The following is a 25,689-nucleotide window of genomic DNA, read 5'->3' as shown; positions in this document are numbered from 1 at the left end:
CGTTCTCGCACGAGAACAGCGCTGCGCACACGCGCGCACCCGGAGTCGAACTCAGGGTGCCGGTTGGGAGGAGCCGGGGCCGTTCATGTGATGGTTCATGTGCGTCGATGGACGCTCACCATCGGCCCCTGGACTCACACTTCCTCCATGAGGAACGTCCGCACACCTGCGCGGGTATCCGAAGCCGACCCGGAAAGCCTAGCCGACGCACCTGAGAGAGTGCCCAGCCCCTACGATGACGGAGTGATCCTCGTTTCCCCCACCGGCACCCAGGTCTCCCTCCACCTCGGAGACGTCACCGCGCAGATCGCCCAGGTCGGGGCGTCGCTCCGTGCGCTGCGCGTGGGAGACGTCGACCTGATCCCCCCGTATCCCGATGATGCACCGACCCCCTCGTGCTCCGGTGTCGTGCTCGCGCCCTGGCCGAACCGCATCCGCGACGGCCGCTGGGACGACGAGGGCACGCCTCGCCAGCTCGCGATCACAGAGCCGAAGTTCCACAACGCCAGTCACGGCCTGCTCCGCTTCACGGCGTACGAGGTCGCTCAGACCGACACGTCCGCCGTGCTGCGGGCGAGCATCGTGCCGCAGACCGGCTACCCGTATCTGATCGAGACCACGGTCACCTACACGCTGACCGCCGACGGCATCGAGGTGACGCACACGCTCACCAACCAGTCGCCCGAGGCAGCTCCGGTCGCGCTCGGCGCGCACCCCTTCCTCATGATCGGCGGCGTCGACACGCACGACCTGATGCTGCAGGTCCCGGCCGCGACCGCGATCGAGACCGACGAGCGCATGCTGCCGACCGGCACCCGTCCGGCGGAGACCGCGCTGCGCGAAGGCGTGCGCCTGGGCGACGTCACGCTCGACACGGGCCTCACCGACCTCGTGCGCGATGCCGACGGACTGGTGCGGACCACGGTGGCGGCTCCGGACGGACGCCGCCTCACCCTGTGGCAGGGCGCGGGGTTCGACGTCGTCCAGGCGTTCACGACCACGAAGTATCCGGGGCAGGCGCTCGCACTCGCGATCGAGCCGATGACCGCCCCCGCCGACGCGTTCAACAGCGGCATCGGCGTGCGGCGCCTCGGCCCCGACGAGACCTGGACGCTGCAGTGGGGCATCACCTTCGGCTGATCCGCCGCGGTCACGCGTCGTCCCTGTTCACAATTCAGTCAGAAACCGCGGCGCCGCGGGTGAGATCCCTCGATCTCGCCCCCGGCGCCCCGATCTGACTGAATTGTGAACGGCCGACGCCGCCTACTCCCCGCGCTCGCGCAGCTCCCGGCGCGTGAGCGCGTGCGCGTCGGCATCGTGCACGGCGGAATCGTGCACGGCGGACTCCTCGGCGGCTGCCGGGTCCCCGGCGTCGGCGCGCTTGCGCGCGTGACGTCGCTCCTTCGCGCCCTCGACCAGGTTGTACAGCGTCGGCAGCACGATCAGCGTCAGCACGGTCGAGGAGATCAGTCCACCGATCACCACGATCGCGAGAGGCTGCGAGATGAACCCGCCGTGCCCCGTGATGCCGAGCGCCATCGGCGTCAGCGCGAAGATCGTCGCGAGGGCCGTCATGAGGATCGGACGCAGACGCTTCTCGCCACCGGCCCGCACCGCGTCGATGGTCGAGAGCCCCTTCTCGCGATACTGGTTGACGAGGTCGATCAGCACGATCGCGTTCGTCACCACGATGCCGATGAGCATCAGCACACCGATCAGCGAGGCGACACCGAGCGGCACACCCGTGACGATCTGCAGCAGGATCGCGCCCGTCGCCGCGAACGGCACCGACACGAGCAGCAGCAGCGGCTGACGCAGCGACTTGAACGTCGCCACCATCACCACGTAGACGATCAGGATCGCGGCGAGCATCGCCAGCCCGAGCTGCGAGAACGAGTCGGCCTGCTGCGAGGCGACACCGCCCACCTCGGCGGACGCGCCGTCGGGCAGATCGACCGCGGCGATCGCGGCGGTGACCGATGCCGTCGCGACGGCCAGGTTGTCGGATGCCGGGGGCACGGTGACCGTCGAGGTGCGGCGTCCCTGCTCGGTCGTGATCGAGGTCGGGCCGTTGCGCTGCTCGACCGTCGCGATGTCCTGCAGCTGCACGACGCCGAGCGGCGTGGGGATCGCGAGCGCCTTGAGGGCGTCGACCGTGGTCGGGGGCTCGGGGGCCACGAGGTACACGGTCAGGGCGGTGTCGTCGATCTCGACCGAGCCGAGCTGCTGCGGACGCATCGTGTTCGAGACGATCGATCCGACCGCGACCTCGGAGAGGCCGCGCTGTGCCGCCGCGTCGCGGTCGACGACGACGGCGATGTAGGGCAGCGCTGCGGCCAGGTTGTCGGTCACCTGGCCCACGCCGTCCCGCCCGTCGAGTTCGTCCACGAGCGCGGTGGTCGCGGTCTGCAGGTCGTCGCCGTTCGAGGCCGTGAGCGTGATCTCGATGTCGCTCGATCCGAAGCCGGCGGATGCCGCGACCGCGACATCGCCCACCTCGTCGCCGAGGCCGTCGATGGACTTCTGCACGTCGGCGCGCAGCTGCTCCTGATCGGCGTCGGCGTCGGTCAGCACCGAGTACGTGATGCCCGCGCCGCCGGAGAACGCGTCGCGCAGCGCCGAACCGCTCGAGCCGATCGACGCCTGCACGTTCTCGACGCCGTCGATGTCGAGGAGAGCCTCCTCGACGCTGACGGCCGCATCCGACTTGGTCTGCAGGCTCGCGGTCGGGCCGAGGTCCTGCGTGACGGTGAGGGTGTTCTGGCCGGAGTCGCTGAGGAAGTTCACCTTCATCAGCGGGGCGGCGGCGAGCGTGCCGGCCAGCACCACGACCGCGAGGAGCACGGTCACGACCGAGTGGCGGAGCGTCCAGCCGAGGAGAGGACGGTAGGCGCGCTGCAGTGCCGTGGGCGGAGCATCCTGATGCTCCGGGTCGATCGCGTTCCCCTGTTCGTCGAGGAGCGGCTTGCCGGGGCGGAGGAACCAGTACGCGAGCACCGGCACGATCGTCAGCGAGACCAGCAGCGACGCGACCATGGCGATCGCGACGGTCACCGCGAACGGACGGAACAGCTCGCCGACCAGGTCTCCCACGAAGACGATCGGGAGGAACACCGCGACCGTCGTGATCGTGGATGCCGTGATGGCCATCGCGACCTCGCGCACGGCGAGCCGGATCGCATCCCCCTTGTCGGCATCGCCGACGTAGTGACGCTTGATGTTCTCGATCACCACGATGGAGTCGTCGACCACGCGCCCGATGGCGATCGTGAGCGCGCCGAGCGTGAGGATGTTCAGCGAGTACCCGAACGCCTGCAGGCCGATGAACGTGATGAGCACCGAGGTCGGGATCGAGATCGCCGTCACCAGGGTGGAGCGGACCGACAGCAGGAACACCAGGATCACGAGCACCGCGAAGACGAGTCCGAGCAGGCCCTCCGTCGCGAGGCTCTCGATGGACTGCACGATGAACGGCGCTTGGTCGAAGATCACCGTGAACTCGGCATCCGGGAACGCCTTGCCGACCTCGTCCAGGGCGGCGATGACGCCCTGCGACACCTCGACCGTGTTCGCCGCGGGCAGCTTCGTGATCGAGATCGAGAGGGCGTCCTTGCCGTCGACGCGAGACAGGGAGGTGACCGGATCGGCTTCCTGCACGACCGTCGCGACATCGCCGATGGTCAGCGCGGCGCCGACCAGGGGGAGGGCGGCGATCTCCTCGACCGAGGTGATCTTCGCGCCCGTCTGGACCGTGAGGGTCTGCCCGTTCTCGGTGATGTCGCCACCCGGGAACAGCGTGCCGTTCTGCTGCAGCGCCGACGAGATCGCCTGCGTGCTCTGACCCTCGGCCGCGAGCCTCGCGGTGTCGGGCGTGATGCTGATGCGCTGGCCGACCCCGCCGATGATCTGCGCCGCGTTGACGCCGTCGACGTCTTCGAGCTCGGGGATCGCGACGGTCTCCAGCTGGGCCTGCGCGTTGTCGGCATCCTCGAAACCGGTGACGGCGACCTGAATCACCGGGAAGTCGTCGATCGAGACCGCCAGGACCTGCGGGCTGACGTCTTCGGGAAGCTGACCGGAGATGCGGTTGATCGCCTGCTGGATCTTCTGCTCCGCGGTCGCGAGGTTCGTGCCGTAGGCGAACGTGGCCTGCACGATCGACGCGTTCGTCGTGCTGGTGGCCGTGGTGCCCTCGAGACCGGGAACGCCCTGGATCGCGGCCTCGACCGGGGTGGAGACGTCGTTCTCGACGACCTCGGGGGATGCGCCCGGGTAGCTCGTGGAGACGATGAGGTTCGGCAGCTCGAGCGACGGGATGAGCTCCTGCTTGAGGTTCGTCAGCGCGAGTCCGCCGAACACGGCGGCGACGATCGTGACGAGCGCGATGAGCGCCCGGTTCTTCAGGCTCAGGACGGCGAGATTCGACAAGGCTGTTCCTCGGTTCAGGGTGCGGACGGCGCTGCGGTGCGACCGGAGGTGTTATCAGTCTCGGGCATGCCGAGGATCTGGGTGAGCACGTTCTCGATGAAGGCGCGCTCCAGGGTGGTGTCGCGGATCTGGGTGCTCCACATGACGCCGTCGATGAAGATCATCGCGGCGGTCGCGCGGTCCACTCCGTAGGCGGGCTCCAGGAGGCCGACCAGTTGTTCCGACAGGTGCCGGGCGAGCTCGCGCAGCCGGGGGTCGTGCACCGCGGCGGTCACGACGGCGCGATCGGCCTTCACCGCGCGGGCGTCGTCGAGGCCGTCGCCGATCAGGTCGGCGATCACGGCCGGGGTGGTCCCGCGCTCGGCGAGGGCGATGCGGACGCCGTCGAGCCGGGCGTCCACCTCGTCCGCGAGTGCGCGCAGGGCGGCGGAGCGCAGGTCGTCGAGCGTGTCGAAGTGCTGCGTCGTCGACCCGAGCGGCACGCCGGCGCGGGCGGCGACCATGCGGTGGGTGATGCCGTCGGCCCCGACCTCCACGATCAGTTCCGCGGCGGCAGCGACGATCTCTCGGCGGCGCGCCTCAGGGTCACGTCGTCGACGCGCGTTCTCCCCCATGGTGCCTCCCCGGGACATCCGTACATGTACTTTTGTACATTTCCGGATTGTGAGGATGCTGGGAGACGCTCAGCTCAGAGCACGGAACCGAGCGCCAGCCCGAGGCCCGCCGCGAGCAGGGCGAGCAGCAGCATCCCGATGGCGTTCGCCGCGGCGGCGACCCTCTCGCCGTCCCGCCACAGGGCCACCGTGTCGAGCATGGCGGTGCTGAAGGTCGTGTATCCGCCGAGCAGACCAGCGCCGAGCACGAACGCCGCATCCGGCAGCGCCGCCGTGACGAGCCCGAGGGCGAAGGAGCCGGTGACGTTCACCAGCAGGATCCCCCAGGGGAAGCGCCGACCGGCGAACCGCGCGACACCGAGGTCGGCGAGGTAGCGCAGCACGGCTCCGAGACCGCCGGCGAGCGCGGCTCCGACGAAGAGCAGCGGGGTCATGACACCACCCCGGCGTCGTGTCTCCGCTCGCGGCCCCGACCGAGCCGCAGGCCGAGTGTCGCCGCGACGACTCCGAGCACGAGACTCCCGACCGCATACGCCGCGGCGAGCAGCGGAGCCTCCGCCCAGAGCTCCAGCGTGCCGGTCATGAACGCGCTGTAGGTCGTGAAGCCGCCCAGCACTCCCGTGCCGAGCAGCAGCCGGATCTCGCTCGACGACGGAAGGCGTGCGGCGAGCACGCCGATGAGCAGCGCGCCCCCGACGTTCGCGCTCAGCACGGCCACCGGGAGGCCGCCGTCGTCCGGGACCAGGAGGCCGAGGGCGAGACGCGCCGCGGTGCCGATCGTGCCGCCGAGGGCGACGAGGAGGACGCGGCGGAGGTTCACGTTCGCCACTTTAGCCGCCGATGGCAGTGCAGCCCGGGAAAGTCAAGGCGGTGCGCGCGGAGGGTGCGAGGGCGTTGACTGACGACATGAACCCCCTGTGGAAGACCGATACCGCCCCGCCCGTCGGCTCGCCGTTCGAGGCGGGCGCGCGCCACGACGTCGTGATCGTCGGCGCCGGGCTCACCGGCCTCGCGACCGCCGTGATGCTCACGCGGGCCGGGCTCGACGTCGCCGTGCTCGAGGCCGGCGAGGTGGCGCAGCTCGCCAGCGGCGCCAACACCGGCAAGCTGTCGCTCCTGCAGGGCGCACGACTGGCGGAGATCCGTCGGCATCACTCCGCGGACCTCGTGCGCGCCTACGTCGACGCCAACCGGGAGGGCATGGACTGGCTGACCGCGTTCGCGGATCACGCCGGGGTCCCCTACACGCGCCGCATCGACCACTCCTACGCGCAGAGCGCGAGCGGTGGGGACACGCTGGAGGCCGTGCACTCGGCCGCCCGGGAAGCAGGACTGCCGACGCGTCTGCTCGGCCGCACCGAGCTGCCGCCCACACCGTTCCCGATCTCCGGCGCGGTCGCGCTCGACGACCAGGTGACGATCGATCCGGTGACCGTGACCGCCGCGCTCGCCCAGGAGTTCCTCGCCGCGGGCGGCACCCTGCACACCGGCATCCGCGCCACCGGGGCGCACGCCCTCCCCGACACGCGCGTCGAGACGGCCGAGGGAGCGCTGTTCGCGGAGCACATCGTGATCGCCACCGGCAGTCCGATCCTCGACCGCGGCCTGTACTTCACCAAGATGAGCGGCATGCGGTCGTACTGCGTCTCGTTCCGCGTTCCCGGCGACCTCCCGATGGACACGTTCCTGTCGGTCGACAGCCCCTCGCGCTCGATCCGCCCGGTGTCCGACGCCGACGGCCCCGGCGGCACCGCGCAGCTCATCGTGGGCGGCAACGGGCACCCGGTCGGACGCTCCGACAGCGAGGCCGCCGCGATCGACGATCTCATCTCCTGGACCCGGCAGCACTTCCCGGGCGCCGAGGAGACGCACCGCTGGGCGGCGCAGGACTACCAGTCGCACAACCAGATCCCGTTCGTCGGTGCGATGCCGCGGGGTCTCGGCCGCATCCGCCTGGCCACGGGCTACGCCAAATGGGGGCTGTCGAACGCTCCGGCCGCCGCGCTGCGCCTCACCGCCGAGATCCTCGAGACGAGCTGGCGCGACAAGCCGTCCTGGATGATCGCCCTCGGCACGCGCCTGACCGTGCCGGCCGATCTCGCCACGGGCGCCGTCGAGGGTGCGAAGGTCGGAGCTGCCGCGGCATCCGGCTGGCTCGCCGCGCAGAAGAACCCGGTTCCCGTGCCCCGCCCCGCCGAGGGCGAGGGCGTCGTGGCCACCCGTGCGGGCCTTCCGGTCGCCGTCTCGACGGTGGAGGGCGTCACCCGGGCGGTCAGCGCCGTCTGCCCGCACCTCGGCGGAGTCCTGGAGTGGAACGATGCCGAGTGCACCTGGGACTGCCCCCTGCACGCCTCGCGCTTCGCGGCCGACGGCACCCGCATCGAGGGACCGGCGGTCAAGGACCTGAAGAAGCTGCCCCGCTCCGGCCGCGACTGAGACGCGTCGCGCTCAGTCCGCGGGCGGCGCGAGCGGGGCGTCCCATCCCTGCTGGGGCGTCTCGCAGCTCTCGCGGAACACGTACTGCGAGGCGAGCTTGCGCTGGTGGCTCGACCAGTCGATCGCCGGGCGACGCTGCTCGGGCGGCAGGTAGCCGAGGCGGTAGACGGCCATCAGCTCGAGGTCGTCCGGCACGTGGAGCAGCTTCACGATCTCGTCCCAGCGCCCCGGAACCTCCATGGGGAACGAGATGAACTGGATGCCCATCCCGAGCTCGACCGTGGTGAGCCAGACGTTCTCCATCGCGGCGCCCATGCTGAACACCGAGTAGAACGACGACAGCTGGCCGGGCCGGTACTCGCTGCGATCGAGCATCACGCCCAGCAGCAGCGGGGAGCCGCCGACCAGCTTGTGGTTCTCCTCCCCCAGGGTCTTGGGCACGCCGAACGTGTTCATCAGCTTCTGACCGCGCTTGGTGAACACCTGGCTCGTGAAGGGGCGGAGGGCCGCGGGGAGCTTGTCGAACAGCATCCCGCTGCGCTTCTCCTCCATCTCGGCCTGGCTGAAGCGGAAGTACGGCTTGTACCGTTCGAAGAACGTGCCGTTCGACATGGCCTCGGTCATGCTCTCACCGGAGATCCGGGCGATCTGATCGATCGTGTCGCGGTTCTCGATCACGACGAACCGCCACGGCTGACTGTTCAGCTGCGAGGGGGCGCGTCCGGCCGCCTCGAGCAGGATGCGCTGGTGCTCTTCCGACACCGGGTCGGGCAGGAACGGCCCGTTCGTGGTTTTGCGGCGGCGGATGGCGTCGAGCAGTTCCATGCGTTCACTTCCGGTCGGTGGCGAGGCGCGAGCAGAGGAGGCCCGCGACGATGAAGGGGGCCGCGGCGAGCGCGACGAGCGGATGCCGCCGGCTGTGCGTGCCCAGGTAGGGGATCGCGGCGAGCGGCGCGGCGGCCGGAGCCAGGGCCAGCGCGGCGCGGCGGCTCGCGCGCTTCGGCCTGCCCCAGATCACCGCGGAGAACGCGGCGGCGGAGGCGGCGCACGTGGCGATGTAGATCGCGTGGTGCAGCCAGCGGAAGTCGCGGGTGTCGATGACCCGGGCGGCGACAGCCGACCCGAGGGCGACGTTCGCGGCATAGGCCACGGTCGCCGCCGTGAACAGCGGCGCCGCGTTCGTCCGTCTCCGGCGGTGGGGCATGGCACGACACTACGCCCCGCACCGGCATCCGATCTCGGCCTTGCCGTGGTGTCCCGATCTGTGCAAAGCGCGCCGCCCGCTACAGGGTGCCTTCTGCGTAGATGCGGAGCGCGTCGCGGACGAACTCCGCGCCCTGCGTGCCGCCGGCGGACGTCGCGTAGTTCGCGCCGAAGCGCGGGTCTGCGACGTACATCTCACCGAGTCCGATCACGTACCCCTTGGCGTCGCCACCGGGCGCGGCCGCGGGGGTTCCCGGGATGCCGGTGAGCCACTCGACGTGGCGACGAGCGACGTCCTGAGCCTCGGCGGATGCCGGGTCGATGCCGCTCTCTGCGGCGGCGATCCAATCCCGACCGAGGTCGGAGACGCGCTGCTGCCAGTCGGCACGCTCGGCGTCGGTCATCCCGCGCCACCAGCGGTCGCTGTCGGCGTAGGCCTTGCGACCCCAGCGCTCTTCGACCTCCTCCTTGTACTGGGTGTGGTCGAAACCGTCGAACATGTTCTCTGCCATGAGTTCTTCACCTGCTTTCAATGCGTTGATGGTGTTCTCGACCGACGCGATCTGTCGCGCCAGCCGGTTCTGCTCCTCGCGCAGCAGCGCGAGGTGGGTTTCGAGAGCGGACTCCTCGCTCTGCCGTGGAGTCACCGGGTTCAGCAGCTCGGCGATCTGCGGCAGACCGAGTCCGAGCTCGCGCAGCAGCAGGATGCGCTGCAGGCGCACGAGCGCGGCCTCGTCGTAGTGGCGATAGCCGTTGTGCGCGATGCGCGACGGCGGCAGCAGGCCGACGTCGTCGTAGTGACGCAGCGTTCTGCTGGTCGTGCCCGCGAGTCGGGCGACCTCCTGGATCGACCAATCGCGACCGGTCATCGCGTCCTCCTTCCGTGGATCCGTTCTTCGATAACTCCACGGTAGAAGTTGACGCTACGTCAAGGTCAAGCGAGTTCTCGCGAACGATGTCTCCCGAAACGGCCCGCGGCTCGCTACGGTCGTCACGTGCCCGAATCACCTTCCGCCTCGCATCCCCTCGCTCTCGCTCCCGTGATCGCTCCGCCGAGCACCGCGGACGAGTTCACCAAGCGCTTCCTGCACAACCTCAACTTCGACCGCGGCGTCGCGCTGTCGGCGTCCAGTGCGAACGACCGCTACCTCGCGCTCGCGCACACCGTGCGCGACTACCTGATGGCCCGGTGGCTGGAAGACGTGCGCCACCAGAAGGAGGTGCAGGCCAAGGGCGTCTGCTACCTCTCGGCCGAGTACCTGCTGGGTCGCCAGCTCGACAACAACCTCCTCGCCGCCGATCTCACCGAGGTCGCGAGCGAGGCTCTGGCATCGTGTGGCGTCTCCCTCGACGAGCTGCGTGCGCACGAGGTCGAGCCCGGACTCGGCAACGGCGGGCTCGGACGCCTCGCCGCCTGCTTCATCGACTCGCTCGCCACGATGGCCGTGCCGAGCATCGGCTACGGCATCCGCTACGAGTACGGGATCTTCCGCCAGACGTTCGTCGACGGCCAGCAGGTCGAGCAGCCGGATGCCTGGCTCGCTCTGGGGTCGCCGTGGGAATTCGCCCGACCCGAAGACGCGCAGACGATCGCGTTCGGCGGCCACACCGAGAAATACGACGACGACGGCGTCACCCGCAGCCGCTGGGTCCCCGCATGGAACGTCCAGGCCGTGCCGTACAACTACATGGTCCCCGGATTCCGGAACGGCCGCGTCAACACCCTCCGCCTGTGGAGCGCGGTCGCCACCAGCGCCTTCGACCTGCGCATCTTCAACTCGGGCGACTACGAGGAGGCCGTGCGGGCGCAGACCTTCGCCGAGAACATCTCGAAGGTGCTCTACCCCGAGGACTCCACCCCGCAGGGAAAAGAGCTGCGTCTGCAGCAGCAGTACTTCTTCGTGGCCGCATCCATCCACGACTTCCTCGACAACATGCTCGCCGACGGCTTCGACCTGACGAACCTGCCCGAGCGCGTGATCTTCCAGCTCAACGACACCCACCCCGTGATCGCGGTTCCCGAGTTCATGCGCGTGCTCATCGACGAGAAGCACCTCGAGTGGGATGCCGCCTGGGCCATCACCCAGCAGTGCTTCGCCTACACGTGCCACACCCTGCTCCCGGAAGCGCTCGAGGTGTGGCCCGTCGAGCTGCTCGGCCGCCTGCTGCCCCGGCACCTCGAGATCATCTACCGCATCAACGACGAGTTCCTCGTGGCGGTGCGCGAGCGCTTCGGCGATGACGAGATGCTCGTGCGCGACATGTCCATCATCGCCGAGCATCCGGTCCGCTCGGTGCGCATGGCGTACCTCGCGACGGTCGCCGGAGCCAAGGTCAACGGCGTCGCCGAACTGCACTCGCAGCTGCTCCGCGACAAGGTGCTCCACGACTTCGACACCTTCTTCCCCGGCAAGTTCACGAACGTCACCAACGGGGTGACCCCGCGCCGGTTCCTGCGCCTGGCGAACCCGGAGCTGTCGGCGCTCATCACCTCGGCCATCGGCGACAGCTGGACCACCGACCTCGAACGACTGCGCGAACTCGAGCCGTTCGCCGAGGATGCCGGGTTCCGCGCCGCCTTCGCCGCGGTGAAGGCCGCGAACAAGCGTCGCCTCGGTGCGGTGCTGCACGAGCGGGACGGATTCGACATCAGCGACGGTCACATGCTGGATGTCATGGTCAAGCGGCTGCACGAGTACAAGCGGCAGCTGCTGAAGGTGCTGCACATCGTCACGACCTACGAGGGAGTGATCTCGGGGCGCATCGCCGTGTCGGATGTCGTGCCGCGCACCGCGATCTTCGGGGCGAAGGCTGCCCCCGGATACGCGATGGCGAAGCGCATCATCCATCTGATCAACGCCGTGGGCGAAGTCGTGAACACCGACGCTCGCCTCGAAGGCCGGCTCAAGGTCGTCTTCCCGCCCAACTACAACGTCACGCTCGCCGAGCGCGTGATCCCCGCCGCCGACCTGTCGGAGCAGATCTCCCTCGCCGGCAAGGAGGCCTCGGGCACGGGCAACATGAAGTTCGCCCTGAACGGTGCCCTCACGATCGGCACGGACGACGGCGCGAACGTCGAGATCCGCGAGCTCGTCGGCGATGACAACTTCTACCTGTTCGGGATGAGCGAGCCCGAGGTCGAGGCGCTGAGCACCCGCGGGTACCAGCCCCAGGAGCTGTACCAGGCGGACGAGGGGCTCCGCCGGGCGATCGACCTCATCGCCTCCGGCGCCTTCTCGCAGGGCGACCGTTCGGTGTTCGAACCCGTCGTGTCGAACCTCCTCTACGAGGACCGCTTCATGGTCCTCGCCGACTACGCGTCGTACATCGCCGCCCAGGACAGCGTGGATGCCGCGTACGCCGACCAGGAGGCGTGGACCCGCTCCGCGGTTCTCAACGTCGCCCGCACCGGCTTCTTCTCGTCCGATCGCTCGATCCGCGATTACATCGACCGCATCTGGCACACGCCCCCTCTCGTCTGACGCCGCTCGCCGTGGTGCGCCCGAGAACTTCCTCCCCATATCGAGATATATCGTGTTATGCTCGCCACACACGATATATCGTGTTTCCCAGACACAGGAGAAGCAGACATGACCGAGAAGTGGCTCATCGCCCCGGGCGAGGAACGCGTCATCGACATCGAATCCGCGACCCGGCTCAAGGTGGGCCTCGTCGGCGGCCAGGTCGATGTCATCGCCCATGACGAATCGAACATCCGCATCGAAGTGCACGGCGTCACGACGAAGGATCTCCGCGTGGAGGTCAACGACGGCGAGATCGAGATCGACCACCCGCAGCTGGGATGGGACAACTTCCTCGAAGTCTTCCGCAACTTCGGCTCGGGCGGCCCCCGCGCCGAGGTGAGCGTCGCCGTCCCCCGCGCGATCGCCCTCACCCTCGGGGTCGTCAGCGCCGGAGCCCTCGTCTCCGGCCTGCGCAACGACGCCCGCCTGAACACCGTCTCCGGCGACATCATCGTCGACACCCTCATCGGCGACCTCACGGTGAACTCCGTCTCCGGCGACGTGCAGGTGCGCGGACTGACCGGGTCGATCAACGCCAACAGCGTCTCGGGCGATGTCGCCGTGACCGGCACGATCCGCAAGGCGACGGTCGACATCGTCTCCGGCGCCACCCTCGTGGATGCCGCGGGCGATGTGAACACCATCAGTGTGAACTCGGTCTCGGGCGGCACCACCGTGCGCCTCGACGAGTCGCTCGCCGCGAACTACGTGATCCGCTCGCTCACCGGCCGCCTGCTGATCGACGGCGTCGATCGCAGCACCTCGGGCCCGCGGAACTACACCGGCACCAAGGGCGAGCTCGCGGGTCGCTTCGTCGACCTGCGTGCCAACTCCGTCTCGGGCGGCGTCACGGTCCTGCGCCGGGCACCCGAGTCGATCACGAACGATGCGGAGTGGGAGTCATGAGCCCCGCCGTCTTCTCGCACGGAGACCTGCGCCTCTACCTCCTGTCGCTGCTGGCCGAGGCCCCGCAGCACGGATACGGCATCATCCAGTCGCTGACCGACCGCACCGGGGGCACCTACACGCCCAGCGCCGGGACCATCTACCCGCGACTCGCGAAGCTCGAGGAAGAGGGGCTGGTGTCGAAGACCGTCGACGGCCGCACCACGATCTATGCGATCACCGACGCCGGACGCACCGAGTTGGCCGCGCGCGAGGGAGACCTCGCCGGCATCGAGTCGGGGCTGGCGGATTCCGTCCGCCTCATCGCGAACGAGGTGCGCCAGAGCGTGAAGGACGCGATGAAGAGCCTGCGGGCCGACCTCGCCTCCGCCGAGCAGGGCGAACGGGCCGCGGCGCAGAGCCGCCCGCGGGGAGCATCGGACGACGTCCGGGCGATCAGCCGCGAAGAGCTGCACCGCGCGGATGCCGTGATCAACGCCTTCCGCGCGCGAGTGCGCACCGACCTGCGCACGCACGTGGCTCAGGGCGGGGTGCTGGCACCCTCCGTGGTGTCGGAGCTCGAGGATGCCCTCGACGCGGCGGCCCGCACGATCACGGTCGGGATCTCACCGTCCTGACGCCCGCTCTCGCGGGAGGAGCATCTGTACGGAGCGGGATCCCTACTCCGGCCAGATCTCCTTCTGCGAGTCCGGCACTGACTCTCCGAGCGGGACCACGAGCACCGAGCGGTGCTGGCGATGCGTGAGACGCGCGGCCACGGACCCGGTGAAGAACTCCCGGATCGACTCGCCGATCCCGCGCTTGCGTGTGCCGACCACGATCAGCTGCGCATCGAGCTTGTGCGCGAGCTGCTTGATGGCGAGAGCGGGGTCGCCGATGAGCTGGCGGGCCGTCCACGTGATGCCCGCGTCGTCGAGCACGGCGGCCGCCTGCTTCTGCACGGTCTCGAACTCGGCGGCGCCGGCGTCGAAGTTGATGTCGATCGGGGCGGAGTGCACGTAGCCGTCCGGGTCCTCATAGGTCACGAACCGCGTGACGTCGACATGGGCGACCACGAGCGGCACACCGAGCAGACGCGCGAAGCGCAGCGCCTCGTCGACGACGCGCCGAGGCTGATCCGGTTGCAGGCCGACGATCACGGCCTTCTGCAGTGCGGCGTTCTGTGCGGCCTCATCGGAGGGAGTGGCGGTGTTGTCGGTGTTCTCGGTCATGACGATCGCTCCATTCACCAGCCGGGCCTCGGCCGGTGGCCCTTACCCGCGTGCTATTCTGAATGCTACTCTTACCGGCTGCGCGCCGGTGTCGTGAATGCCTCGGGCCTGTCGCCCGCAGCTTAACTCGTGAGGGGGTCTCGCGCATGGGCCGTGGCCGTCAGAAGGCGAAGCACACAAAGATCGCCCGCGAACTCAAGGCGTACAGTCCGTCGGTGAACTACTCCGCGCTCGAGCGCGAATTGGGGCATCCGACCGACGAAGACGCCTATGTCGACAAGTGGGCAGATGATTATGCCGACGAAGACGAGGACGAACTAGAGAAGGCGTGACCGTCTCCTCACTCGTCGCCCCCGTGTGACCCACGGGGGTTTCGTCGTGTCCCAACATCCGGCAGCTCGTGTGGTCGCGCTGTATCGTCACCCGATCAAAGGGCTGACGCCGCAGTCCGTCGACACGCTCACCGTCCAGGCCGACGGCCGAGTCGCCGGAGACCGCGTGCTGGCGTTCCGCTTCGCCTCCGCTTCGAACCCGGAACAGCGCGACGGCCTCGACCACTGGCCCAAGTCGCACGGACTCTCGCTGCAGGACTTCCCCGCGTTGGCCGCGCTGCGCACGAGCTTCGACGACGCCGCGCACCGGGTGCGCATCGAGCACGGGGGCCGGGTGCTCGTCGACGCGGGTCTCGACGCCGCCGGGCGCGAAGAGCTGACGGATGCCGTCACGGAGTTCGTCCTCGCGACCCCGGAAGGACGGCGCCTCCGGCGGCCGGGACGGCTGCCCCTCGTGCTCGTCGGCGACGGCAGGACCTCGCGATTCCAGGACCGCGCGCGCGGCTACGTCTCCCTGCACGGTGTCGGCAGCACGCGGGCGCTGGGCGACGCGGTCGGCGCACCGGTCGACGACCGCCGCTTCCGCTCCAACATCGTGGTCGACGGCATCGGCCCATGGGAGGAGCTCGACTGGACCGGAGAGGTCCGCGTCGGCGAGGTGCGCCTCCGCACCGCCGGACCGATCGTGCGCTGCCTCGCGACGCATGCCGACCCCGACACCGGCGTGCGCGACATGAAGGTCCTCACGACCCTCACCGGCGCACTGCATCAGACCGAGCCGACGCTCGGGCGGCTCCTGCTCCCGGCGGCGTCTCCCGACGACGACGCCGCGGGGGTCATCCGGCTCGGCGACGAGGTGCTCGCCGGCTGAGCACGACGCCGGGATCCGCTCAGGTCAACGGCAGAGCGGCTCGCACCACCCACTCGTCCCCCTCGATCCCCTGGGCGAACTCGCCCCCGAGCAGCCCGACCCGCTCGGCCAGCCGAGCGGAACCGAAGCCCCCCGAGGGAAGCGGCTCACGCGATCGGTGCGCACGGCGCGGATTGCTGACCTGCACCCAGGCCTCCTCCGCATCCACGCCGACGCGGATGCGCACCGGGCCCGGCCGCCCGTGCTTCATGATGTTCGTGGTGCTCTCGCGGAGCACCCGGGCGAGCGTCCCGTCGACCAATCGAGGGATCGGCTGCGCGAGGTCGGTGGTCACCTCCGGCGTGTATCCCGCGGTGCGCAGCGTGGCGGCCATCTCCGCGAGGGTCGTGTCGAAATCGTCGATCCGCTCCGTCGGTGCCTCCCCCGGTACGGGAGTGATGAGCCGGCGGATGTCCCGCAGCGCCCGTCGGGCCGCATCCCCGATCTCGCGCTGGGTCTGCGCCCGCTGCACCGGGTCGTCCTCGCGCTCCATCAGACGGGCCTGCATCGCGATCGCCGTCAGGTCATGCGCGATGACATCGTGCAACTCGTCGGCGATGAGGAGGCGCTCGTCCCGCCGGAGCTGAGCCATGACGGATGCCTGCTCTCGGAGAGCGGCATCCAGGCGCTGTTCACGACCGCGGGCCGAGCGCAGCAGGATCCCCGCCGCGCCGGCGACGGCGGCGATCAGCAACCCGATGCCCACGAACACCGGCTCCTCGGGCTGCCGGAGGACGATCGCCGCGGCCGTGAGCAGCAGCAGACCCGTGAACGCGACCATCAGGCGTGTCGAGCCCGTCCGGGTCACCAGCCCCGTGGCGACGGCGAGCGCCGCGAATCCCGGACCGCTCCAGTCGAGCAGAAGCGCGGGGACCATGATCGCGGCCAGCGTGGCGACGGCGCTGGAAGGGGAGATCAGGAAGAGGGCGAAGGTCGCCGTGACGGCCAGGTCGAGGAGGATCAGGAATGAGAAGGGCTCGTCGCCGAAGGTGGCGCCCAGCACGGTGGTGAGGAAGGCCCCGGCGATCGCGACGATCAGCACGATGCGCTCGGCGCGGCTCAGCGGGACCGGGGCGTCGGCCCCTCGCAAGGTGCGCGGCGACGCCACGACGGGCCGGAGTGTGCTCATACCGTCGATTATCCCGGTGTCGCGCGCGCCGCCCCGCATCCGGCTTCCGTCCGCGGCGGAGGAGGGCTCCTGCGCGCCGACGATACAATCCATTCGTGGGAGTAATCCGTGTGGCGATCGTCGACGACGACAAGCTCGTCCGTCGGGCGCTGACGGTCTTCCTCGACGAAGCCGATGACATCGAGGTCGTCGGCGAGGCGAGTGACGGCCTCTCCGGCATCACCCTCGTGCAGACGACGCGACCCGACATCGTCCTGCTCGACATGCAGATGCCCCGCATGGGCGGAGTGCAGGCGGCGATCGAGATCACCGCGACCCGTCCGGAGACGCGGGTGCTGGCGATCACCACCTTCGGATCCGTCGACATGATCCTGCCGATGCTGCGCGCCGGCGCCGCCGGGTACCTCCTGAAGGACGCCGAGCCCGAGGCGATCGTCGAGGCCGTCCGCCTGGTGCACGCGGGGGTGGCGGCGCTGTCCCCCGCGATCACCGCCCGCCTGATCGAGACCGCGCAGAACGGCGAGGTCGAGATGACGAAGGAGTTCCCGTCGGGTCACCAGCTCTCCGACCGCGAGCAGGAGGTGCTCGCGCATCTGGCCCTGGGGCATTCCAACGCGGAGATCGCGCGCACCATCCACGTGTCCGAGAGCACGGTCAAGACGCACGTCAGCAACATCATGACGAAGTGGGATGTGAGCAACCGGGTGCAGATCCTCGTCCGTGCGGCGCGCGGCGGACTCGTCCGGTTCCAGTGATCCGCCCACGCGGCTGATCACGGCCGCAGCACGACACGGGCCGCTGTCTCACCACCGGCCGTGGCGGCGCTCCCACTCGTCCTCGATCGTCCGCCGGCGGCCGGCGACGATGCCCGCGGGGATCGACAGGATCAGCACGGCGCCGATGACGAGCAGCGGCACCTGCCATCCCGCGGTGGTGTCGTGCAGCAGACCGATCAGCAGGGGGAACACCGCGGCGATCGCGTAGCCGATGCTCTGCACGAAACCACTGAGGGCCACGGCGCTCTCGGGGGTCCGCGCACGGATGCTGAGCAGCACCAGGCTCAGCGGGAACATGATCGCGGTGAGGCCGAAGAAGCCCACCCACAGCGGCAGCGCGACGGTCGGCGCGAGCAGCAGCCCGAGAAGACCGATCACCCCGCCGGCCACGGCGACGAAGAAGAGCGGACGCGTCGCCTGCTGCCGCACCACGAGGATCGGCACGATCATCGAGCAGGGCAGACCGATCAGCGCGAACAGGGAGAGCAGCAGGCCGGCGGTCGCCGGGGTGACGCCTCCGATGTCGACCAGCAGCGTGGGCAACCAGGCGAACGAGACGTAGGCCATCGTGGACGAGGTGCCGAACACCAGGGCCAGCGCCCATGCCAGCGGGAGACGCCACAGCCGGCCGAACGAGCGACGGTTGGCCGGTGCGGTCGCGATGGGACCGGTGGCGACCGCCACGGCATCCCGCACGTCGTCGATGCCGTCGGTGGGATCGATCTCGCCCGCCTCGACCGGAGCGGGCATCGGCGCCAGGCGCTCGCGGAGCATCAGCGTCACCCACGGCACCAGGGCGATCGCGGCGAACACTCCCCACATCCCCAGCGACACGCGCCAGCCGAGCGAGTCCGCGAGCGGCACCGCCACGAGCGGCGGGAGGAACGTGGAGGCGGCCAGCGTCGTCGAGTACACCGTCATCATGAGGCCGATGCGGTCGGGGAAGTACTTCTTCACCAGGGGTGGCAGCAGGACGTTTCCCGAGCCGACCCCGGCGAACACCAGCGCGGTCGCCGCCAGCAGACTCGCCGAGTCGACCGCGAACCCGCGGAGCAGCATTCCGGTCGCCATCAGCACGATCGCCGCGACGGCGACCCGCTCCAGGCCGAACCGGCGTTCGAAGAGCGGGGTGAGCAGACCGAAGATCGCGAAGCACACCGGCGGCGCGGCGCCGATCAGCCCGACCACGACCGATGACACCGCGAAGTCGTCGGCCACGTGATCGAGCACCGGCGACAGCGAGGCGACAGCGGAGCGCAGCGAGAACGCCACGAGCACGATGCCGATCAGCGCGACGGCCCTGCCCTGCCAGAGCGGGCGGGCGGCGGAGGTCATGACGTCTGCGAGCCCTCGACCCAGGCGAGGTACTCGTCGCTGACCGTACCGGTGACGTAGCGACCGTCGAAGCAGCTCATGTCGAGGTCGGTCATCGCCGAGCCCTCGGTGATCGCGGCCTTCAGGTCGTCGACCTCCTGGTACACGAGGTGATCGCAGCCGAGCACCTCGGCGATCTCCGGGATCGTGCGTCCGTGCGCGATGAGCTCGTGGCGCGAGGGCATGTTGATGCCGTAGACGTGCGGATGCCGCACCGGAGGCGCCGCGGAGGCGAAGGTCACCGAGGTCGCCCCGGCATCCCGCGCCATCTGGATGATCTCCTTCGACGTGGTGCCGCGCACGATCGAGTCGTCGATCAGCAGCACGTTCTTGCCGCGGAACTCGGTCGACATGGCGTTGAGCTTCTGACGGACGCTCTTCTTGCGCACCGCCTGCCCCGGCATGATGAAGGTGCGGCCGACGTAGCGGTTCTTGTAGAAGCCCTCGCGGTACTCGATGCCGAGCTTGCGGGCGACCTCCATCGCGGCGGGGCGCGAGGAGTCGGGGATCGGCATCACGACGTCGATCTTGTCCATCGGCACGTGCTTCGCGATCGTGTCGGCCAGGCGGTCGCCCATGCGCAGGCGCGACTCGTACACCGAGACGCCGTTCATGATCGAGTCGGGGCGCGCCAGGTACACGTACTCGAACGCGCACGGGGTCAGCTGCGTGACCTCCGCGCACTGCTTCGAGTGCAGCTCGCCCTCGGTCGTGATGAACACGGCTTCGCCGGGCTCGATCTCGCGCACGACCTCGTAGTCGCCGTTCTCGAGCACGAGCGATTCGCTCGCCACGACCCACTCGTCACCCCCGGGCGTGCCGTCTTCCGAGCGGCTCACGCGGTGGCCGAGGATCAGCGGGCGGATGCCGAAGGGGTCGCGGAAGGCGAGTAGACCGTAGCCCGCGATCACCGCGATCACGGCGTATGCGCCCTCGATGCGCTCGTGCGTGCGGGCGACGGCCTCGAAGACACGCTCGGGATCGAGGTCGACCGTGGAGGTGGTGTTCTGCAGTTCGCCGGCGAGCACGTTCAGCAGCAGCTCGGTGTCGCTGGAGGAGTTGAGGTGGCGACGGTCGCGCTGCGCCATCTCGGCCGTCAGCTCCCGCGTGTTGGTGAGGTTGCCGTTGTGGATGAGGATGATCCCGTAGGGCGCGTTCACGTAGAACGGCTGCATCTCCTCCTCGTTCGATGCGGTGCCCTTCGTGGCGTAGCGCACGTGACCGAGTCCCACGTTGCCGAGCAGCGCGCGCATGTCACGCGTGCGGAAGGCCTCGCGGACCATGCCCTGCGCCTTGGCGTTGTGCATCACGCCGTTGGATTCCGCCGTGGCGATTCCGGTGGCGTCCTGCCCGCGATGCTGCAGGAGCAGAAGCGCGTCGTAGATGTCCTGATTGACCGGGGCTGTCCCCACCATTCCGACGATGCCGCACATGGGGTGTCTACTTCGCTCCGTCCGCGTAAGAACCGACGAGGCGCACCGCTCCGCCGTCGACGCCCTTGGCGCCCTGTTCGAATTCTCCTGCCGGCCGCGCGCCGAAGCCCACCGTGGCGACCTGCCATGACGGCATGCCCTCGGCGTTCAGCGCCGCGATCGCGGCATCCTTCTTGTCCGCCGCGATCACCGCGAGGAAGCCGATACCGAGATTCCAGGTGCCCTCGGACGACTCGAGCGTCGAGCCCGCGATGTCGCTGAGCACGCGGAAGACCGGGCTCGGCGACCACGTGCTGCGATCGACCTCGGCCCAGCTGCCCTGCGGCAGCACGCGGGCCAGGTTCGCGGCGATGCCGCCACCGGTGACGTGGCTCAGGGCGTGCACGCCGCCGTCCCGCGCGTCGGACGAGCCGAGCCGGTCGATCAGACGCAGCAGCGGAAGCGTGTAGAGGCGCGTGGGCTCGAGAAGAGCCTCGCCCCAGGTGGTGCCGAAATCGGCGGCGTTGTCGGCGTACGAGATACCGGCGTTCGTGATGATGTGCCGCACGAGCGAGTAGCCGTTGGAATGCAGTCCGCTGGAGGACACCGCGATGACGGCATCCCCGTCCTGCACGCGCTCGGCGCCCAGGATCGCGTCGGCCTCGACCACGCCGGTCGCGGCGCCCGCGACGTCGTAGTCGCGCGGACCGAGCAGACCGGGGTGCTCGGCGGTCTCCCCGCCGACCAGCGCGGTGCCGGTGGCGGAGCACGCCTCGGCGATGCCGCGCACGATGTCGGCGATGCGCTGCGGGAAGACCTTGCCGCACGCGATGTAGTCGGTCATGAACAGCGGCTTCGCGCCGACCACGACGATGTCGTCGACGACCATGCCGACCAGATCCTGGCCGATCGTGTCGTGCTTGTCGATCGCCTGCGCGATGGCGACCTTCGTGCCGACGCCGTCGGTGCTGGTCGCGAGCAGCGGGCGACGGAAGTCGCGCAGCGCACTGGCGTCGAACAGGCCGGCGAATCCGCCGACACCGCCCAGCACTTCAGGGCCGTGCGTCGCGCGCACGGAGGACTTCATCAGCTCGACGGCGAGATCACCTGCAGCGGTATCGACGCCGGCTTCGGAATAGGAGTTGGTGGGGGAGGCAGCCACGCCCCCAGCCTACCGCCCGGAGCGCCCCCGGTATTCCGCCCGCACGATGACGTCGCTCGCCTACGATGGGGCCATGGCCGACAAGCCGCAGTGGCTCATCCGCGAAGACGCGAGCGTTCCCGTTCTCGTCGCCCTCGCGCTGCGTCAAGCGCTCGGCATCCGCGCGCCGGAAGACCTGCCGAGTCTCCGTGAGCTCCCGGTCCGGGCGCCGGATGCCGCGGAGGCATCCGCCGAGCTCGAGAAGCAGTGGCGGGATTACTGGGACATGACGGTCGAACCGCGCGCCCACCGCTCCGAGGTGCCGCTCGAGCTCATCGACGGCTTCGACACCCTGGTCGCGCTGCCGGCGACGGGGGCCGAGGAGCTCACGGACGCGGTGGGCCCGCAGGCGGCATCCGCCCTGCGCTACGCGCGTGCCGCCCACGACCGCTACGTGCACTCCATGAAGAGCAACACGGGCGGCGACGCCTACCGCGCCTACGCCAGCGCGATCGCGGAGTTCGAGCGCGAGATCGGCCGCCGCGCGCACTCCTTCGAGCTGAACGTGCAGGTGCTGCCGTTCTCGCAGCGCGGCATCTGGTGGATCGGGGCTCTCACGGTGGCCGTCACCGACGGGCTGCGTCGCGACGTGGTCGCGTTCGACGCCGCCATCCGCCCGATCATCGCCGAACTGGCGTGATCCGCGCGCGGGGGATCAGTCCGCTTCGATGACCGTCTCACGGTCGACGCGCACGACGCGATCATGGCGTCGCGCGAGGCGCTCGAGCACGAGTCCGGCGACGCCGCCGAGCGCGATGCCGATCGGGGCGGTCCACAGCAGCAGGAAACCGAACACCTGACCGGCCGGGTAGACCACGTCGAGCGCCTGCGACTCCTCGAAGCTCCCGGTGAAGGTGAGGATCGCGGCGACGATGACGCCGAGCACGCCGCCGACGGTCATCAGCACGCCGTACCGCGGCACGTGGCGCACGGTCGCTTCGACGGTCTGGTGGGAATCGGTGGAGGACATGCCTCCATTCTCCCACCGCTCGGACATACCGGGGGCCCGATCCGGGGCGGAGTGCGGGGCCGGGTGCGAGGTGGGTGGGGGCGTGGGTCGGGCGGAACGTGTGCCGGGGCGGAACTACGGACGCAGGGGGAGGACGTCCGCGAGATCGGCACGCGTGCCGGAGGCATGGATGCGACCCGATGCGGCGGCATCCGCCCAGATCTCCGTCCCCGTGGCGACGGCGATCCAGGTCGCGGCATCCATCTCGACGACGTTCGGCGGCGTGCCGCGGGTGTGCCGCGGGCCCTGGATGACCTGCACCGCACCGAACGGCGGCACCCTCACCTCGACGCTGTTGCCGGGGGCCTTCTCGTCGAGCAGCTGCAGGAGATAGCGCACCGCGGTGGCGAGGTCGGTGCGCGGAGGCTTCGTGCCGTCGGCATCCGCTCGTCGGACGGCGTCGAGCGCCGTCCGTCCGTCGATGATGTCGATCTTGCGGGCCATGGGAATCAGGGTACGCCGCCGCCGTGCACCTCGCTCGGAGATGTGCGCCTCGCGCGGCCCGCTCGCCCGGATTCGACCGCGTGGAGCGCACAGCTCCGAGGGAAGCGCCCGCCCGCACGCGGCAGGCCTAGGCTCGGATCATGAGCACGCAGCATCCGGAAGGCGCCCGCGCCGAGCTGATCGCCGCGGTGTCCGAGCATTCCTGGGGCGGGCCCTTCCCGGCGCTCGCCGACCCGGACTCGGCGCACGACGCCTCCGTGCTGATCCTGTTCGGCGTGCTGGACAGCATCCCCGCGCCGACCGCCGTGGCCCCTGTCGCGCGTGACCTCGATGTGCTGCTGCAGCGTCGGGCCGAGACGCTGTCGTCGCACCCCGGTCAGGTGTCGTTCCCCGGCGGCCGCGCCGAGCCCGACGACGCGGATGCCGTGGCCACCGCGCTCCGCGAAGCGGAGGAGGAGACCGGACTCGATCCCTCCGGCGTCGAGGTCCTGGCGACCCTGCCGGAGATCCCGCTCGCCGCGAGCAACCACCGGGTGACGCCGGTGCTCGGGTGGTGGCGCACGCCGTCGCGGGTCGCCGCGGTCGATCACGCCGAGACCGTGGAGGTGTTCCGCGTGCCGGTCGCCCAGCTGCTCGACCCCGCCACCCGTTACACCTCGGTGCGCAGGTACGGAGATCTGACGTTCCGTGCCCCCGCGTTCGACGTCGACGGCACGATCGTGTGGGGCTTCACCGCGATGGTGCTCAGCGGCCTGTTCGACGCCGCCGGGTGGACGATTCCCTGGGACGCCGCGGACGAGCGTCCGGTCTGAGTCGCCTCGGACCACTGCCACACGCGCACGGACACCCCGACCGCGACCCTCGGTAGTCTGGACGGGTGAAGATTCTCGTCCTCGGTTCCGGTGCCCGTGAGCACGCGATCATCCTCGCCCTGCGGGCAGAGCAGACGGAGCACGAGATCCTCGTGGCTCCCGGCAATGCCGGCATCGCGCAGGATGCCACGCCGGTCGCGGTCGACCCGCTCGACGGGGGCGCGGTCGCCGAGTACGCCAACGAGCACGCGGTGGATCTCGTCGTCATCGGCCCGGAGGCGCCACTCGTCGCCGGCGTCGCCGACGCCCTGCGCGCCCGCGGCATCCCCGTGTTCGGTCCGGGCAAGGCGGCGGCCCAGCTCGAGGGATCGAAGTCGTTCGCCAAGCGGATCATGGACGAAGCCGGTGTTCCGACCGGCCGCGCCGCCCGGGCGACCACGATCGCCGAGGTCGAAGCCGCATTCGACGACCTCGGCGCCCCGCACGTCGTGAAGGCCGACGGGCTCGCCGCCGGCAAGGGCGTCATCGTGACCTCGGACCGCGCCGAGGCTCTCGCGCACGCCGAGCGCTACCTGCCCACGGGACCCGTGCTCGTGGAGGAGTTCCTCTCCGGCCCCGAGGTCTCGCTGTTCTTCCTGAGCGACGGCGACACCGTTCGCGCGCTCAGCCCCGCCCAGGACTTCAAGCGCGCGCTCGACGGTGACGCCGGGCCCAACACGGGCGGCATGGGGGCGTACTCGCCGTTGCCCTGGCTCGCCGAGCAGTTCGGCGGCGAGCAGGAGTTCGTCGCCGAGGTCACGCGCGACGTGGCCCTCCCCGTGATCCGTCAGCTCGACGCCGAGGGCACCCCGTTCATCGGCCTGCTCTACGCCGGACTCATCCTCACGCCCGCCGGCGTGCGCGTGATCGAGTTCAACGCGCGCTTCGGCGACCCCGAGACCCAGATCGTGCTCCCCCGCCTGGTCACCCCGCTGTCGGAGCTGCTCTTCGCCGCGGCATCCGGAACCCTCGAGGACCAGCCGGAGCCGGTGTTCAGCGATGACGTCGCGATCAGCGTGGTGCTGGCGAGCGAGGGCTACCCCGAGGCGCCGCAGACCGGCCGTCCGATCGAGGGGCTGGCGGATGCCGCGTCCGTCGAGGGCGTCCGCATCGTGCACGCCGCCACCGCCGCGCCCGACGCACCCGGCGGATCGCTCATCGCGACCGGGGGGCGGGTGCTGAACGTCGTGGCCGTGGCATCCGACTTCCGCACGGCCCGGGCGCACGCCTACGACGCGATCGCGCGCATCAGCCTCGACGGCTCGCACTTCCGCACCGACATCGCCGCCCGCGTCGAGTAACCCCGCCCGCCGAGCCACCCCCTTGTGCGCGAGCGGCCCCTTCATATGCGCGCAAAGAGGGGCCGCTCGGCGGCGGTGGCCGGGGCTAGAGCGCGATCCAGTACCGGCGCAGCATGCCGTGGCCGCGCTCCGACTGATCCCGTACGTCCTGCAGCACCCCGCCGGCGCGCTCGATCGTGCGCGCCGAGGCCTCGTTGTCGTCATCGCACGTGACCAGCACCCGGTCGAGACCGATCTCGCGCGCCCGCTCGAGCGCGAGGCCGAGCGCCGCGGAGGCGTACCCCCGGCGTCGTCGCGACTCGCGCACCGCGTATCCGATGTGGCCGCCGACCTCGCGCAGATAGTCGTTCAGCGCATGCCGGAACGAGAGGAAGCCCACGACCTCGCCCTCATCGACGATCCAGTACAGGTCGTTGTGCACCCGGCCCTCGGGCGGATCGACCTCGGTGTCGCCGAGCCGGATCGCGGTCGCGATGAGCTCGTCGAGCGTCGCCCGATCCGGGGTGACGGGCGCCGTGAGTCCTGCGCCGTCGATGTGCCCGTCGCCGAACTCCGCCACGGCCGCGGCCCAGCTGTCGAACAGAGCGGATGTCGGATGCACGAGATGGACGGCCATCCCCCCAGCACA

26 protein-coding genes are annotated in these 25,689 nt (G+C 70.1%); 11 read left to right on the top strand and 15 right to left on the bottom strand.

The genetic code is table 11. From position 1 onward, the window contains the following. Positions 1-243: 243 nt before the first annotated feature. Positions 244-1,140 carry an aldose 1-epimerase family protein gene (locus ACWA14_RS01910; RefSeq protein ID WP_463795766.1) on the top strand — a complete coding sequence of 299 codons (897 nt, stop codon included), beginning with the start codon at positions 244-246 and terminating at the stop codon, positions 1,138-1,140. A 123-nt stretch (positions 1,141-1,263) separates the two neighbouring features. Here the strand turns inward: ACWA14_RS01910 and ACWA14_RS01905 are convergent, their stop codons facing one another. The 4 genes from ACWA14_RS01905 to ACWA14_RS01890 all read right to left on the bottom strand — a co-directional run bounded on the left by ACWA14_RS01905 (position 1,264) and on the right by ACWA14_RS01890 (position 5,862). Beyond that, positions 1,264-4,428 carry an efflux RND transporter permease subunit gene (locus tag ACWA14_RS01905; protein ID WP_463795765.1) on the bottom strand — a complete coding sequence of 1,055 codons (3,165 nt, stop codon included), beginning with the start codon at positions 4,426-4,428 and terminating at the stop codon, positions 1,264-1,266. 14 nt (positions 4,429-4,442) lie between these two features. Then, positions 4,443-5,042, bottom strand: coding sequence for a TetR/AcrR family transcriptional regulator (locus tag ACWA14_RS01900; RefSeq protein WP_463795763.1), 600 nt, complete (start codon positions 5,040-5,042; stop codon positions 4,443-4,445). Between the two features lie 74 nt (positions 5,043-5,116). Further along, the gene (locus ACWA14_RS01895; protein ID WP_463795762.1) at positions 5,117-5,476 is read right to left on the bottom strand and encodes a fluoride efflux transporter FluC; all 360 of its coding nucleotides are present in this window, start codon (positions 5,474-5,476) and stop codon (positions 5,117-5,119) included. Beyond that, positions 5,473-5,862, bottom strand: coding sequence for a fluoride efflux transporter FluC (locus tag ACWA14_RS01890; protein WP_463795761.1), 390 nt, complete (start codon positions 5,860-5,862; stop codon positions 5,473-5,475). The genes ACWA14_RS01895 and ACWA14_RS01890 overlap by 4 nt, the downstream gene beginning before the upstream one ends. 86 nt (positions 5,863-5,948) lie before the next feature. Here ACWA14_RS01890 and ACWA14_RS01885 point away from each other — a divergent pair, with 86 nt between their 5' ends. Beyond that, positions 5,949-7,478, top strand: coding sequence for an FAD-dependent oxidoreductase (locus ACWA14_RS01885; protein WP_463795760.1), 1,530 nt, complete (start codon positions 5,949-5,951; stop codon positions 7,476-7,478). A 12-nt stretch (positions 7,479-7,490) separates the two neighbouring features. Here the strand turns inward: ACWA14_RS01885 and ACWA14_RS01880 are convergent, their stop codons facing one another. From ACWA14_RS01880 to ACWA14_RS01870, 3 genes are all read right to left on the bottom strand, one after another. Continuing rightward, the gene (locus ACWA14_RS01880) at positions 7,491-8,303 is read right to left on the bottom strand and encodes a nitroreductase family protein (RefSeq protein ID WP_463795759.1); all 813 of its coding nucleotides are present in this window, start codon (positions 8,301-8,303) and stop codon (positions 7,491-7,493) included. A 4-nt stretch (positions 8,304-8,307) separates the two neighbouring features. Further along, positions 8,308-8,682, bottom strand: a complete 375-nt coding sequence (locus tag ACWA14_RS01875) for a hypothetical protein (RefSeq protein WP_463795758.1) — start codon at positions 8,680-8,682, stop codon at positions 8,308-8,310. A 79-nt stretch (positions 8,683-8,761) separates the two neighbouring features. Beyond that, a complete protein-coding gene (locus tag ACWA14_RS01870; RefSeq protein WP_463795757.1) occupies positions 8,762-9,550 on the bottom strand; it encodes a MerR family transcriptional regulator in 789 nt (262 codons plus the stop codon). Between the two features lie 126 nt (positions 9,551-9,676). Between ACWA14_RS01870 and ACWA14_RS01865 the strand changes: the two genes are divergently transcribed. The 3 genes from ACWA14_RS01865 (at position 9,677) to ACWA14_RS01855 (ending at position 13,728) form a co-directional block, all read left to right on the top strand. Beyond that, positions 9,677-12,163, top strand: coding sequence for a glycogen/starch/alpha-glucan phosphorylase (locus ACWA14_RS01865; RefSeq protein WP_463795756.1), 2,487 nt, complete (start codon positions 9,677-9,679; stop codon positions 12,161-12,163). Positions 12,164-12,271: 108 nt separating this feature from the next. Further along, the gene (locus tag ACWA14_RS01860; RefSeq protein ID WP_463795755.1) at positions 12,272-13,111 is read left to right on the top strand and encodes a DUF4097 family beta strand repeat-containing protein; all 840 of its coding nucleotides are present in this window, start codon (positions 12,272-12,274) and stop codon (positions 13,109-13,111) included. After that, positions 13,108-13,728, top strand: a complete 621-nt coding sequence (locus tag ACWA14_RS01855; protein WP_463795754.1) for a PadR family transcriptional regulator — start codon at positions 13,108-13,110, stop codon at positions 13,726-13,728. Before ACWA14_RS01860 ends, ACWA14_RS01855 begins: the two co-directional genes overlap by 4 nt. 42 nt (positions 13,729-13,770) lie before the next feature. Here ACWA14_RS01855 and ACWA14_RS01850 read toward each other — a convergent pair whose 3' ends face one another. After that, complete coding sequence (locus tag ACWA14_RS01850) at positions 13,771-14,322, bottom strand: universal stress protein (protein ID WP_463795753.1); 552 nt, start codon at positions 14,320-14,322, stop codon at positions 13,771-13,773. A gap of 146 nt (positions 14,323-14,468) precedes the next feature. On the opposite strand from ACWA14_RS01850, the gene ACWA14_RS01845 reads away from it, so the two are divergent. Both ACWA14_RS01845 and ACWA14_RS01840 read left to right on the top strand, forming a co-directional pair. Further along, positions 14,469-14,654 carry a DUF3073 domain-containing protein gene (locus ACWA14_RS01845; protein ID WP_029259537.1) on the top strand — a complete coding sequence of 62 codons (186 nt, stop codon included), beginning with the start codon at positions 14,469-14,471 and terminating at the stop codon, positions 14,652-14,654. Positions 14,655-14,700: 46 nt separating this feature from the next. Then, positions 14,701-15,525: an MOSC domain-containing protein gene (locus tag ACWA14_RS01840; RefSeq protein ID WP_463795752.1), complete on the top strand. Its 825-nt coding sequence runs from the start codon at positions 14,701-14,703 to the stop codon at positions 15,523-15,525. A gap of 19 nt (positions 15,526-15,544) precedes the next feature. Here ACWA14_RS01840 and ACWA14_RS01835 read toward each other — a convergent pair whose 3' ends face one another. Continuing rightward, the gene (locus ACWA14_RS01835) at positions 15,545-16,693 is read right to left on the bottom strand and encodes a sensor histidine kinase (protein ID WP_463795751.1); all 1,149 of its coding nucleotides are present in this window, start codon (positions 16,691-16,693) and stop codon (positions 15,545-15,547) included. A 95-nt stretch (positions 16,694-16,788) separates the two neighbouring features. Between ACWA14_RS01835 and ACWA14_RS01830 the strand changes: the two genes are divergently transcribed. Further along, a complete protein-coding gene (locus tag ACWA14_RS01830) occupies positions 16,789-17,448 on the top strand; it encodes a response regulator (RefSeq protein WP_463795750.1) in 660 nt (219 codons plus the stop codon). Positions 17,449-17,496: 48 nt separating this feature from the next. On the opposite strand, the gene ACWA14_RS01825 is transcribed toward ACWA14_RS01830, so the two are convergent. Genes ACWA14_RS01825 through purM form a run of 3 tightly spaced genes read right to left on the bottom strand, consistent with a single transcriptional unit; the run spans position 17,497 to position 21,417 of the window. Continuing rightward, on the bottom strand, positions 17,497-18,804 hold the full coding sequence (locus tag ACWA14_RS01825; protein ID WP_463795749.1) for an MFS transporter: 1,308 nt from the start codon (positions 18,802-18,804) through the stop codon (positions 17,497-17,499). Next, positions 18,801-20,276, bottom strand: a complete 1,476-nt coding sequence (gene purF, locus ACWA14_RS01820) for an amidophosphoribosyltransferase (RefSeq protein WP_463795748.1) — start codon at positions 20,274-20,276, stop codon at positions 18,801-18,803. Before purF ends, ACWA14_RS01825 begins: the two co-directional genes overlap by 4 nt. A 7-nt stretch (positions 20,277-20,283) precedes the next feature. Continuing rightward, on the bottom strand, positions 20,284-21,417 hold the full coding sequence (gene purM / locus ACWA14_RS01815; RefSeq protein ID WP_463795747.1) for a phosphoribosylformylglycinamidine cyclo-ligase: 1,134 nt from the start codon (positions 21,415-21,417) through the stop codon (positions 20,284-20,286). 73 nt (positions 21,418-21,490) lie between these two features. Between purM and ACWA14_RS01810 the strand changes: the two genes are divergently transcribed. Continuing rightward, entirely contained in the window at positions 21,491-22,096 is a 606-nt protein-coding gene (locus ACWA14_RS01810; RefSeq protein WP_463795746.1) for a zinc-binding alcohol dehydrogenase, read from the top strand. Between the two features lie 15 nt (positions 22,097-22,111). Here the strand turns inward: ACWA14_RS01810 and ACWA14_RS01805 are convergent, their stop codons facing one another. Together ACWA14_RS01805 and ACWA14_RS01800 are read right to left on the bottom strand one after the other, a co-directional pair. Next, entirely contained in the window at positions 22,112-22,426 is a 315-nt protein-coding gene (locus tag ACWA14_RS01805) for a potassium transporter Trk (protein ID WP_463795745.1), read from the bottom strand. 114 nt (positions 22,427-22,540) lie between these two features. Then, positions 22,541-22,909, bottom strand: a complete 369-nt coding sequence (locus ACWA14_RS01800; RefSeq protein WP_463795744.1) for a sterol carrier family protein — start codon at positions 22,907-22,909, stop codon at positions 22,541-22,543. A gap of 140 nt (positions 22,910-23,049) precedes the next feature. On the opposite strand from ACWA14_RS01800, the gene ACWA14_RS01795 reads away from it, so the two are divergent. Both ACWA14_RS01795 and purD read left to right on the top strand, forming a co-directional pair. Further along, positions 23,050-23,721 carry an NUDIX hydrolase gene (locus ACWA14_RS01795; RefSeq protein ID WP_463795743.1) on the top strand — a complete coding sequence of 224 codons (672 nt, stop codon included), beginning with the start codon at positions 23,050-23,052 and terminating at the stop codon, positions 23,719-23,721. A gap of 65 nt (positions 23,722-23,786) precedes the next feature. Then, positions 23,787-25,061 carry a phosphoribosylamine--glycine ligase gene (purD, locus tag ACWA14_RS01790; RefSeq protein ID WP_463795742.1) on the top strand — a complete coding sequence of 425 codons (1,275 nt, stop codon included), beginning with the start codon at positions 23,787-23,789 and terminating at the stop codon, positions 25,059-25,061. An 85-nt stretch (positions 25,062-25,146) separates the two neighbouring features. On the opposite strand, the gene ACWA14_RS01785 is transcribed toward purD, so the two are convergent. After that, positions 25,147-25,677: a GNAT family N-acetyltransferase gene (locus ACWA14_RS01785; RefSeq protein ID WP_463795741.1), complete on the bottom strand. Its 531-nt coding sequence runs from the start codon at positions 25,675-25,677 to the stop codon at positions 25,147-25,149. Between the last annotated feature and the right edge of the window lie 12 nt (positions 25,678-25,689).

The sequence above is a fragment of the Microbacterium sp. TW_SC_2 genome, from assembly GCF_055361165.1.
The sequence above is the reverse complement of the archived record's forward strand: the minus strand, read 5'-3'. Positions and strand labels throughout refer to the sequence as shown.